Source organism: Spartinivicinus marinus (genome assembly GCF_026309355.1).
GTDB lineage: Bacteria > Pseudomonadota > Gammaproteobacteria > Pseudomonadales > Zooshikellaceae > Spartinivicinus > Spartinivicinus marinus.
The window spans coordinates 886418-898585 of the sequence record NZ_JAPJZK010000001.1 but is presented as its reverse complement, the minus strand read 5'-3'; the positions used below and the strand labels follow the sequence as shown (position 1 = coordinate 898585).

Sequence of the window (12168 nt, the reverse complement as noted above, 5' to 3'; positions counted from 1 at the left end):
AAAAGTTTTGGAGTTAACTCGCAATGATTGAAATTGTTGATATTAAAGCCCGTGAAGTGTTGGACTCAAGGGGAAATCCGACAGTTGAAGCTGATGTTACGGTAACAGGTGGTTTTATTGGCTCAGCTTGTGCCCCTTCAGGTGCATCGACAGGTTCTAGAGAAGCATTAGAACTGCGTGACGGAGACAAAAGTCGTTATTTAGGCAAAGGTGTTTTAAAAGCAGTTGCTGCCGTTAATGAGCAAATTAAACCGGCATTGCTAGGTATGGATGTCACCGCTCAACGGGCATTAGACAATAAAATGCTGGCGTTAGATGGTACTGAAAATAAAGCCAAACTAGGTGCCAATGCAATTTTGGCAGTTTCTTTAGCGGCGGCTAAAGCAGCGGCTGCAGCAAAACAAATCCCTTTGTATCAGCATATTGCAGAAATTAACGGCACCGCTGGACAGTACAGTATGCCTGTTCCCATGATGAATATTCTTAATGGGGGTGAGCATGCTGACAATAATGTTGATATTCAGGAATTTATGGTACAGCCTGTTAGTGCCCCGTCGTTCCGCGAGGCATTACGGATCGGAGCTGAAATTTTTCATACTTTAAAATCAGTGTTAAAAGCCAAAGGCTTAAACACAGCAGTTGGTGATGAAGGTGGCTTTGCACCTAATCTGCCGTCTAATGAAGCTGCGCTTGAAGTGATTGCTGAAGCTGTTGAAAAAGCAGGTTATAAATTAGGTGAAGATGTTACTCTAGCATTGGATTGTGCTTCCTCAGAATTCTATCGCGATGGTCAGTATCAGTTATCGGGTGAAGGAAAAACATTTACCAGTGAAGGTTTTGCAGATTATTTAGCAGAGCTTACTGACAAATATCCGATTATCTCTATTGAAGATGGCATGGATGAAAGCGACTGGGATGGTTGGGCTGTGTTAACCAAGAAAATTGGTAGTAAAACCCAGCTGGTGGGTGATGATTTATTTGTTACCAATACTAAAATTCTCAAGCGCGGTATCGATGAAAAAGTAGCAAATTCAATTTTGATTAAATTCAATCAAATTGGCTCTTTGTCAGAGACTCTAGATGCCATTAATATGGCTAAGCAAGCTGGGTTTACTGCGGTTATTTCCCATCGTAGTGGTGAAACTGAAGATGCCACTATTGCTGATTTAGCAGTAGCTACAGCAGCAGGGCAAATTAAAACAGGTTCACTATGCCGTTCTGATCGTGTTGCAAAATACAATCAGCTATTACGTATTGAAGAACAGTTGGGTGATCAGGCACCTTATAAAGGTAGAGCGGAATTTAAAGCCTAGTTTACCTTCGCGAGTGGCTTTTATGGTTTGTTGTCATCGTTCTTCACCCCAGTCACTTATTTTGCAATAAGTGACTGGGGCTTCATCACTTGACGGCCCAGCTAGTACTGTTTTTCAGTTAGTGCTGCTATCGCTAGCTTCACAGTAGTAAGCTAGCCCCCTAAAAACCACTCGCTTTGGTAAACATTATATCCTTAGCTATAAATACCAAATTTAGGGGGCAATGCCCCCTAAATTGTTTTTACGAAAAGCGTTTACTGTCTTTTGCGTATGCACCACTGGGTGATGATGAGTTAAAATGAAAATAATAATCAGCGAAAAGTAGGCTTAACACCTTATGAAATGGCTAACTGGATTATTAATTTTGTTATTGGTTCTGCTGCAGTATCGATTGTGGTTTAGTAATACAGGTGTTGTACGACTATGGCAAACGCAACAGCAAATTACTTCACAGCAGCGTGAAAATCAGGGACTTTATCAGCGTAATCGGGTATTAGAAGCAGAGGTTGTAGAGTTGCAAAGCGGTTTAGATACTATTGAAGAGTTAGCACGAAGCCAACTAGGTATGATTAAACAAGGCGAACAGTTTTTTTTAATTGCGGATTAATGGGAGCCAGAAAACAGTAGTTTTATGACAGCCAATCAAAACCTTTGCTGGGCCATTGTTCCTGCTGCTGGTATTGGTAGCAGGATGCAGCAGAAAAAACCAAAGCAATACCTTGATTTGAATGGTCAGCCTATACTCAGCCATACCCTAACTCAATTGCTGCAATTTCCTTTTCAGAAAATTATCGTGGCCGTCGCCTCTGATGATTCGTGGTTTGATCAGCTGCCGGTTATCCAGGACTCTCGAATTATAAAAGTGGAGGGCGGAGCCGAGCGCTATCAGTCCGTAGCAAATGGCTTGAACTGGTTAGCTGCTTGTGCAGCAGAGCGTGATTGGGTGATGGTGCATGATGCCGCCAGGCCCTGTATTCGATTAGCGGAAATTAACAAACTTTATCAACAACTGATTGAACATCCTGTTGGTGGTTTGCTGGGGGTACCCGTTAAAGATACTTTAAAGGCTGTCAGTGAACAGGGGGAAGTGGAGCAAACGGTTCCGCGAGAAAACCTCTGGCAAGCGCAAACGCCACAAATGTTTCGGTTTGGATTATTGAGGAGAGCACTAGCCGAGGCTCTGATGAAAAATCAGTTGGTAACTGATGAGGCTTCTGCTGTCGAGCAGCTGGGCTACTCACCATTAATGGTAGAGGGGCGTGAGGATAATTTAAAGGTGACACGACCAGTAGACCTACCATTAGCTGCTTTTTGTCTAGAACATCAGACAGTTGAAGGGTAAAAGTTCAAGGCGATTGAAAGTAGGTTAATGTAGAGCAGTGAATAGAGAGAGCAGCATGAGAATAGGTCATGGCTTTGATGTACATAAATTTGGACCTGGTGAGGCTATCACCATTGGTGGAGTAAAAATCCCTTATAGCCAAGGGTTGGTTGCACATTCAGATGGTGATGTATTAATTCATGCGCTGTGTGATGCATTGTTAGGTGCCACTGCTTTAGGGGATATTGGGCAGCATTTTCCTGATACCGATCCACAATTTGAAAATGCTGATAGTCGACAGCTATTAAGTCATGTTTATCAGCTGGTGAATCAGCAAGGCTGGCAATTAGTTAATGCCGATATGACGATCATTGCTCAAGCACCAAAAATGTCGCCTTTTATTTCGCTAATGAAAGACTGTTTACAGGAGTTGTTGTCTGTCAGTGACAAGCAGCTCAATATCAAGGCAACCACTACAGAAAGATTAGGTTATACCGGTCGTAAGGAAGGGATTGCCGCTCATGCTGTGGTGTTATTGGAGGCATGTCAGTGAGCTGGTTAGATTTTACCGAATTAGCCAAAGCCCATGGCGAGGCTTTGGCTAAAGCTATTTTTAAAGCTTATTGTGAAGACTTTGTCGTTGAAGAAGTATTAGGTATTACCCCAACGGAAGAGGGAGAGCATGAGCTGCTTTGGGTGGAAAAAACCGGGCAAAATACGGCTTGGGTAGCCAAACAGTTAGCAGCTTATGCGGGTATATCTCAGCGGCAAGTGAGCTATTGTGGCCTGAAAGATCGTCAAGCAGTAACCCGCCAATGGTTCAGCTTACATTTGCCTGGTAAGCAGGGCCCGGACTGGCAACAGTTGAATATTGATGGCGTTAATATAAAGCAAGTTGTTCGTCATCAGCGGAAGTTAGCCAGGGGCTGTCATGCTGGTAACCGTTTTGTAATTCGTTTAAGAGAGTGCCAGGTAGATGAAAATCACCTGACTGAACGAATGAGTCGTATCCAAGCGCAAGGGGTGCCTAATTATTTTGGTGCTCAGCGCTTTGGCCATGGCAATAATAATTTAACCAGAGCGAATCAATGGTTTGCTGGTGAATGGCGACCGAAAAAAAATCAACAAGATATTTATTGGTCTGCAGCCAGGGCCTATGTATTTAATAAGGTATTAAACTTTCGTGTCGAAAATAATTTATGGAATGAATTAATTACGGGTGATGTATTGCAGTTTAACGACAGTAACACGCTTATTTTACCCGATAAAATCGATGATACGGCAAAGCAAAAATGGCAGCAGGCTGAATTAATTGCTACTGCGCCTTTATGGGGAAAAGGCCGCTTGTTAAGTCAATTGCAAGTGGCAGAAATTGAAACAAAACTGGCAAAGGAAGAAGGGCTGTTAACCGAAGGGCTTGTATCAGGAGGGGTGGCCATGGCCAGGCGGCCGCTAGTGGTTTACCCTCAACAACTTGCTTGGCAACAGCAACAAGATAGTATAGAAGTTTCGTTTTATTTACCGAAAGGCGCTTATGCTACAGCTGTCGTTCGAGAGTTGGTTGATTGGTAAACGGGTAATATTTGAAAAAAATGAAATTATTGCTTTCGAATGATGATGGAGTGTTTGCTCCTGGACTAGCTGCATCGTACGATGCTCTCAGTAGCTGTTTTGACTGTCAGGTTGTAGCACCTGATCGAGATCGTAGTGGTGCCAGCAGTTCTTTGACACTAGATCAGTTATTACGTCCAGAAACACATGCTAATGGTTTTATTAGTATTAATGGTACACCCACTGACTGTGTGCATCTGGCTGTTAATGGGATGCTTGATCCAGTACCAGAAATGGTTATTTCTGGCATTAACTTGGGGGCTAATTTAGGCGATGACGTGCTTTACTCAGGTACGGTGGCAGCTGCATTTGAAGGACGATTTCTAAATCATCCGGCAATTGCTGTTTCTCTTTGTTCTCGTTCTCCTACTCACCTATCGACGGCTGCCTATGTTATTCGGCAACTGATAACAGGTATTGATGAGTTGCAATTGCCTAAACGCACTGTTCTTAATGTCAATATTCCTGACTTACCATTGACTGCCCTTAACGGTATTCTGTTAACTCGACTGGGGCATCGAACCAGGCCAGCTAAACCAGCAAAATTAACTGATCCAAGAGGTAAAGAAGGCTACTTTATTGCCACCGTTGGTAAGGGGGAAGATGCTGGTGAGGGGACTGATTTTTTTGCCATTGAGCAAGGTTATGTATCTGTTACACCACTACAAGTGGATAAAACCCATTATCAGGCATTTTCCCATGTTGAACCTTGGTTGGAGGCTCTGTTATGAATGAGTTGATGCTTAATGGAATAGGCATGACGTCAAAGCGGACCCGTGAACGCTTGGTTAGTCGCTTACAAAAAGAGGGCATAACCTCTAGCCTGGTGCTGGATACTATTCAGCAAACCCCTCGCCATATATTTGTAGATGAAGCTCTTTCCCACCGAGCTTATGAGGATACTGCACTTCCGATTGGTTTTAGTCAGACCTTGTCGCAGCCTTATATTGTAGCGCGGATGACTGAATTATTGGTAGCTGATGGAGCATTGAAGCGAGTATTAGAAGTGGGTACAGGGTCAGGCTATCAAACTGCTGTCCTAGCTCAATTAGCCGATGAGGTTTTTAGCGTAGAGCGGATTCGATCTTTACAGAAAAAAGCGGCTAAACGACTGAATTTATTAGGACTTCACAATATTTGCTTAAAAGTGTCTGATGGTCATATGGGGTGGGAGCAACAAGCGCCATTTGATGGCATTATGGTGACAGCTGCGCCGGCTCAATTACCCCAATTATTAATTGATCAGTTAGCTGTGGGGGGGCGAATGATTGTTCCAGTAGGCAATTATGAGGAACAAATGTTGTATCTTGTTACTAAAACAGCAACTGGTGAACAAATACGAGAAATTGAAAAGGTACGCTTTGTGCCTTTATTGGCTGGCTTAGACTAGCTGAATGAGTTGGATTAGCTGGAGTAGTGAGTTGAATAGAAATATTTAATCAAACTGAAGAAATAATTAATAGGTGGTCTTTCCACCTTAAATTTGTCAAAACAAGGTTTATTGCATGAGTCAGAAACTGGAGTTTGCCACACTATTTGCAAAAGGGGCTGCAATGGGAGCAGCTGATGTTGTGCCGGGTGTTTCGGGTGGTACCATTGCATTTATTGTCGGTATTTATGACCGTTTACTTCAGTCTGTCAGTCATATTAATCACCGAGCCATTCGTCTCTTGTTTACCAAAGGCTTTAAGGCAGCTTGGGAATATATAGACGGCAATTTTCTCTTTACTCTGCTATTAGGTATTGTTTTCAGTATCTTAACCTTCGCTAGAGTTATTAGCTATTTATTAGCAACCTACCCTATTTTGTTATGGTCATTTTTCTTTGGTTTGATCGTTATTTCCTCCTTTTATGTAGGCAAGGAAGTCAATCGTTGGGGAATCGGTTGCATTATTAGTGGTGTAGTAGGTGGCGTTTTGGCTATTGCTGTCTCGACGGCTACACCTGCAGAAATTACTGCCAGTTATCCTATGTTTTTTTTGGGTGGTATGGTTGCTATATGTGCCATGATATTACCGGGTATTTCGGGTAGCTTTATTTTATTGTTATTTGGTTTATATGGCCATGTCATGCTCGCTATTAAAGAGTTTAATTTTGTGGTGTTAGCTGTTCTGGCAGCAGGTTGTTTGGCTGGCTTAATGATGTTTTCAAATATTTTGCATTGGTTATTAAAGCATAAAAGAGAAGTAACGCTGGCTTTTTTAACGGGTTTAATGGTGGGTTCTCTCAGTAAAGTGTGGCCGTGGAAACAAACGATTTCATTTCGATTAAATAGTCATGGAGAACAAGTACCACTTGTTCAGCACAATGTTCTTCCCTGGCAATTTCAGGCATCTACCGGGCAATCAGATCAATTACTAGTGGCAATTACTATAATGCTAATGGCGATTGTGCTGGTTATTGCCATTGATAAAGGGCAAAAACTCTTAAAAACACGTTCTTAAAACGATTGCTGCTGCCTCTAGAAATAATGAGAGTGGTAAAAATAACGCAATTTAAAGCTGTTTAATTAACCGTTTGATTAAAAATAAAACCTGATAGTTTTTAGATTTTTTTTTAGTACATTAGTATGGTTTTATTCTAGAAAGACATAACAAAGCGGCTTAATTGATTGGAAAAAGTTTGAAAAATTTGTGATTTTGTTTGTGCCTAAAAGTCAAAATATTGCACATTTTATTTGCCTACTCTGTCTGGCTTTCTGTTTCGTTTTTGTTCCTGGCTGTGTCACAACAAAGACATATGCGCCTGTTGCAGATCGTACTCAGCGCCCTAAAGTGACCCAGGGAGTGCATATTGTCAAACCTGGGGAAACCCTTTACTCCATTGCCTGGCGTTATGGTTGGGATTATAGGGAGTTAGCAGGCACAAACAATATTCGCTCCCCCTACTTAATCCATCCGAAACAAAGAATTAGGTTGTCAAACGCTAGTCCGACCAAAAAGCGATCAAAAGAAAGATCTCAACGAATAACAAAAAAGCAACCCAAAACCTCAAGTAGTGTAACAAAAGTCAAAAAGCCGACAGAAAAAAGTGTAAAAAAGCAGACATCAAAATCAGGCAAAATAACGTGGATCTGGCCAGTAAAAGGCAGAGTAATTGAAAATTTTACTACAAAAGGTAAGGTTAATAAGGGTATTGATATTGGTGGAAAATTAGGTCAGCCTGTTAATGCAGCCGCGGATGGAAAAGTAGTGTATGCAGGTAGTGGTCTATTGGGTTATGGGAAGTTGGTAATTATCAAGCATAACTATCAATTTCTCAGTGCTTACGCCCACAATAGAAAACTGCTTGTCAAGGAAGGTGATAAGGTTCAGGCTGGGCAAAAGATTGCCGAAATAGGAGCAACAGGTACCACAATGGCGAAATTGCATTTCGAAATTAGGCAAAATGGCACACCTGTTAATCCCTTGAAGTTTCTGCCCAGATAATAATAAAACCTGGCGTTAAATCATGAACAGTGGGTCTTTAGTAGCTGTCATGGCTAAAAAAACAATAATTAATCCAACTACAACGCAGGATCACTGACTATGGCACTGAAAAGGGAACAAGTTGACTTTGAAAATTATCTTCATGAGGACGTTGAAGGTTCTCACTTCAATAATAATAATGACGAACGTGGAGATGACGAGAATATAGAAAACGACTCAGGATTTTCTGAGAAGAGTTCACGAACCCGCTCTTCAAATAGTTCTTCAAATAAAAATAAAGAAGATGAAGAGAGTTTTTATAAAAGCCTTGATGCTACTCAGCTTTATCTCAATGAAATTGGTTATTCACCACTCCTTACTCCAGAAGAGGAAGTGCACTTTGCGCGCTTGGCTTTAAAGGGGGATGATGGGGGTAGAAGGCGAATGATTGAGAGCAACCTACGACTGGTGGTGAAAATCTCTCGCCGCTATGTCAACAGAGGGTTGTCACTACTCGATTTAATTGAGGAAGGTAATTTAGGTCTAATCAGGGCTGTTGAGAAATTTGACCCTGAGCGAGGGTTTCGTTTTTCAACCTACGCCACTTGGTGGATTAGGCAAACAATTGAACGAGCCATTATGAATCAAACTCGAACCATTCGACTACCGATTCATGTGGTGAAAGAATTAAATGTTTATTTGCGCGCTGCTCGAGAGCTAACCCAAAAGTTGGATCATGAGCCTTCACCGGAAGAGATTGCTGATTTGCTGGATAAGCCAGTAGATGATGTAAAACGGATGCTAGGACTCAATGAACGAGTCACATCAGTCGATACCCCGCTGGGGCCAGACTCAGATAAATCAATTTTAGATACTATCTCTGATGAGCATGACTCTGATCCAGCTGAGCTTTTACAAGAGTCAGATCTCAACACTAGTATTGATAAGTGGTTATCTGAGCTTTCTGAAAAGCAGCGTGAAGTTGTTGCTCGACGTTTTGGCTTAAGGGGTTATGAAACTAGCACTTTGGAAGAGGTGGGCCGAGAAATTGGCTTGACTCGAGAGCGGGTAAGGCAAATACAGGTAGAAGCGCTAAAACGGTTACGGGTAATTCTGGAAAAACAAGGTCTTTCCAGTGAATCGCTATTTAGTTAACTGTTAAAAGCTGATTCTGAGAGGCCGCAGTAACAGCAAGTGGCCAAGCTGCTGGCCCTCAGATATACGCTAAACATAGTTTATAGCTCAGTCTGAAACAGTAGAAGATGAGCTGCCTACTTTTCTAAATGTTGCAGTTTTCCTTCAACACCATTCCATTCATCGGCGTCAGCGGGTGCATCTTTTTTCTCGGTAATATTATCCCAAACCTCCGCAAGCTGTGCGTTTAGCTCAATAAATTCTTGCTGGTCTTCAGGTACTTCATCTTCGGAAAAAATTGCATTGGCTGGACATTCCGGCTCACACAAGGCGCAGTCAATGCACTCGTCAGGATGAATGACCAAAAAGTTGGGACCTTCATAAAAGCAGTCAACAGGGCATACTTCTACACAGTCTGTGTATTTGCACTTTATGCAGTTTTCACCAACAACGAATGTCATGGTGGGTTACTCCATTTTTAAATCAGGCTCATCAATTTATTGTGGAAGCTGTAAACAAGCATAGTTGTTCTTGTTTAGCTGTCCTGCAGATAACTCTATTTTGGCTATCTGTCATAAATAAAAATACTTAGGTTTCAACGGTGGGGTAGTCTATCAGTTATTAAAACAGCTTAATAGATAATTCCAGCTTATAAGCGTTGGAAGTCTAGAAAAATTTTCCCTATGGTTAGATCAATTAGTGATTAAAGAAAATAAACACAGTGCCTTGTTATAAGCACTGCGTTTGCCCTTTATATTTGATGCTTGAGTTGATATAGCAATTCGAGCGCTTGCCGCGGAGTGAGATCGTCAATATTGGCTTGTTGCAATTGTTCTACAACTGGATGGGTTGCCATTGAGAATAAATCCGATTGCAAGGGGGCGGCTGGTTTAGGTGTCTTAGCAGGTTTTTGCTGCGGTGGTGGAGTGTTCTCTACAGCTGCTTCAGATGTGGTTTGACTACTAGTCGATTCTAGTTGAGCTAGCTTTTGCTTGGCTTGAGTAATCACTGGATGGGGGACACCTGCTAGCTGGGCGACCTGTAAGCCATAACTCTGGCTGGCTGGTCCATCATGCACTGCATGGAGAAACACAATACGATCTTCATGCTCTGTGGCATTTAAATGAACATTAGCCACATTGGTTACATGTTCAGGTAAAGCGGTTAACTCAAAGTAATGGGTGGCAAATAGAGTAAAGGCGTTGACTTGAGTGGCCAAGTATTCGGCACAGGCCCAGGCTAAAGATAGGCCATCAAAGGTGCTGGTGCCCCGGCCGACTTCATCCATTAATACCAAGCTGTGCTCAGTGGCGTTATGCAGAATATTGGCCGTTTCAGTCATTTCCACCATAAAAGTAGAGCGGCCGCCTGCTAAATCATCTGATGAGCCAATCCGGGTGAATATCCGGTCGACAATACCAATGGTAGCTTTTGTTGCAGGTACAAAACTACCAATATGGGCTAGTAAGGTAATCAACGCTGCTTGCCGCATATAGGTGGATTTACCTCCCATATTGGGGCCAGTAATAATTAACATGCGGCGCTGGCTGTCTAACTGTAAATTGTTGGCAACAAAAGGCTCAGCTAATACCTGTTCGACGACTGGGTGGCGACCTTCAATAATGTTAATGCCTGGTTTTGCTGACAGAGTAGGCTTAGATAAATTTAAGCTGTCAGCTCGCTCAGCCAGATTTTGTAAAACATCTAACTTTGCGATGGCGGCGGCTGTATCCTGCAAAGGGGCTAAATGCTCTAGCAGCATCTCTAGCAAGCCTTCATAGAGGGCTTTTTCTCTTGCGAGTGCCCGGCTTTTACTGCTTAATGCCTTATCTTCAAATTCTTTTAATTCAGGGGTGATAAAGCGCTCAGCATTTTTTAGGGTTTGCCGCCGAATGTAGTGTGTTGGAGCTTGCTCAGCCTGTTGGCGACTGATTTCGATAAAATAACCATGAACCCGGTTATACCCCACTTTTAGTGTTGAAAGCCCAGTGGTTTCCCGTTCTTGAGCTTCGAGCTTCAATAGGAATTCGCTGGCATTTTCGCTGATATTGCGTAAGTCATCTAGCTCTGCATCATAACCTTCAGCAATAACACCGCCATCACGAATCACCACAGGTGGATTATCGACAATGGCTCTTTGTAGTAGCTCGGTCAGTGCTGGGTACTCACTAATAATCTGGCCAAGCTGTTGAATGAGAGGTGATTGGATATTGGCCAACTGGGTTTGCAGCTCAGGTAATTGCAGTAAGGCATCTCTTAGTTTAGCGAAATCACGAGGCTTAGCAGATCGAAGTGCTACCCGAGCTAATACCCGTTCAATGTCACCAATTTGCTTGAGTGATTGATGGAGAGGCTCATAGCTGTAGTCCGCTAACAAGGCGCTCAATGCTTGTTGGCGCTGTTTCAGCTCCACTTGATTTCTGAGTGGGCGGTTAATCCAGCGACATAGTAACCGGCTACCCATTGCAGTGGCAGTTTTATCAAATACTGCTGCTAGCGTATTTTCTTTACCACCTGATAAATTGGTGACTAACTCTAGGTTTCTACGGCTGGCGGCGTCTAAAACAACGCTGTCTTCATGGCGCTCAATACTGAGTCCGCGGATATGGGGTAAGGCGGTTCGCTGAGTTTCTTTGGCGTATTGTAGTAAGCAGCCTGCAGCATCAATGGCGATGGTTAATTGGTTGCAGCCAAAGCCTGCCAGGTCATTGGTTTGAAACTGCTGGGTTAGCATTTTCATGGCTGTTTCAAAATCAAAGTCCCAGACGGGCCGACGACGAACACCAGAACGGTGTTTGAGTTTTTCCAGCAAAGGGCTTTCTTCGCTTACTAATATTTCAGCGGGATTTAGTCGCTCTAATTCTGCGAAGAATGCTTCCTCCCCTGATACTTCTGCTACCTGAAATCGGCCGCTGCTAATGTCAAGTGTGGCAATGCCATAATGGTCATTGTTCTGGTGAAATGCTGCAAGTAGGTTGTCTTTGCGTTCTTCCAGCAGGTTTTCGTCACTGACGGTACCAGGGGTGATAATTCTGACCACTTTTCGCTCTACGGGTCCTTTACTGGTAGCTGGATCGCCAATTTGTTCGCAGATGGCGACTGACTCACCCAGCTTGACCAGTTTGGCCAAATAATTATCAGCAGAGTGAAAAGGGATGCCGGCCATTGGGATCGGCTCACCACCAGAATTGCCACGCGCAGTGAGAGTAATATCCAATAATTGAGAGGCTTTTTTGGCATCATCATAAAAAAGCTCGTAAAAATCACCCATTCGATAAAACACTAACTCATTACGATGTTGCTGTTTGATTCGCAAGTATTGCTGCATCATCGGTGTATGTTTTGAGGTTTGGGTTGTTACTTTTGCCATTGGATACTAATT

General features: G+C 42.8%; 12 protein-coding genes. 10 read left to right on the top strand and 2 right to left on the bottom strand.

Annotated elements, in window-relative coordinates; all coding sequences use genetic code 11:
* Window positions 1-23 precede the first annotated feature (23 nt).
* From eno to rpoS, 10 genes are all read left to right on the top strand, one after another.
* Window positions 24-1313 carry a phosphopyruvate hydratase gene (gene eno, locus OQE68_RS04325; RefSeq protein ID WP_180567368.1) on the top strand — a complete coding sequence of 430 codons (1290 nt, stop codon included), beginning with the start codon at window positions 24-26 and terminating at the stop codon, window positions 1311-1313.
* Between the two features lie 337 nt (window positions 1314-1650).
* Window positions 1651-1920, top strand: a complete 270-nt coding sequence (gene ftsB / locus OQE68_RS04320) for a cell division protein FtsB (protein ID WP_180567369.1) — start codon at window positions 1651-1653, stop codon at window positions 1918-1920.
* A gap of 24 nt (window positions 1921-1944) precedes the next feature.
* On the top strand, window positions 1945-2655 hold the full coding sequence (gene ispD / locus OQE68_RS04315) for a 2-C-methyl-D-erythritol 4-phosphate cytidylyltransferase (RefSeq protein ID WP_180567370.1): 711 nt from the start codon (window positions 1945-1947) through the stop codon (window positions 2653-2655).
* Window positions 2656-2710: 55 nt separating this feature from the next.
* The gene (gene ispF / locus OQE68_RS04310) at window positions 2711-3187 is read left to right on the top strand and encodes a 2-C-methyl-D-erythritol 2,4-cyclodiphosphate synthase (RefSeq protein WP_180567371.1); all 477 of its coding nucleotides are present in this window, start codon (window positions 2711-2713) and stop codon (window positions 3185-3187) included.
* Window positions 3184-4206, top strand: coding sequence for a tRNA pseudouridine(13) synthase TruD (gene truD / locus OQE68_RS04305; protein WP_180567372.1), 1023 nt, complete (start codon window positions 3184-3186; stop codon window positions 4204-4206). The genes ispF and truD overlap by 4 nt, the downstream gene beginning before the upstream one ends.
* A 20-nt stretch (window positions 4207-4226) precedes the next feature.
* Window positions 4227-4976, top strand: coding sequence for a 5'/3'-nucleotidase SurE (gene surE / locus OQE68_RS04300; protein ID WP_180567373.1), 750 nt, complete (start codon window positions 4227-4229; stop codon window positions 4974-4976).
* Window positions 4973-5635: a protein-L-isoaspartate(D-aspartate) O-methyltransferase gene (locus tag OQE68_RS04295; protein ID WP_180567374.1), complete on the top strand. Its 663-nt coding sequence runs from the start codon at window positions 4973-4975 to the stop codon at window positions 5633-5635. The genes surE and OQE68_RS04295 overlap by 4 nt, the downstream gene beginning before the upstream one ends.
* 115 nt (window positions 5636-5750) lie before the next feature.
* Window positions 5751-6689 (top strand): polyprenyl-phosphate transporter, encoded by a 939-nt coding sequence (locus OQE68_RS04290; protein ID WP_180567375.1) that lies wholly within the window; start codon window positions 5751-5753, stop codon window positions 6687-6689.
* A gap of 201 nt (window positions 6690-6890) precedes the next feature.
* Window positions 6891-7673: a peptidoglycan DD-metalloendopeptidase family protein gene (locus OQE68_RS04285; protein WP_180567376.1), complete on the top strand. Its 783-nt coding sequence runs from the start codon at window positions 6891-6893 to the stop codon at window positions 7671-7673.
* A gap of 99 nt (window positions 7674-7772) precedes the next feature.
* Complete coding sequence (gene rpoS, locus OQE68_RS04280; RefSeq protein WP_180567377.1) at window positions 7773-8807, top strand: RNA polymerase sigma factor RpoS; 1035 nt, start codon at window positions 7773-7775, stop codon at window positions 8805-8807.
* A gap of 116 nt (window positions 8808-8923) precedes the next feature.
* Here rpoS and fdxA read toward each other — a convergent pair whose 3' ends face one another.
* Entirely contained in the window at window positions 8924-9247 is a 324-nt protein-coding gene (fdxA, locus tag OQE68_RS04275; RefSeq protein ID WP_180567378.1) for a ferredoxin FdxA, read from the bottom strand.
* Between the two features lie 290 nt (window positions 9248-9537).
* Complete coding sequence (gene mutS / locus OQE68_RS04270) at window positions 9538-12156, bottom strand: DNA mismatch repair protein MutS (RefSeq protein ID WP_180567379.1); 2619 nt, start codon at window positions 12154-12156, stop codon at window positions 9538-9540.
* Window positions 12157-12168 lie beyond the last annotated feature (12 nt).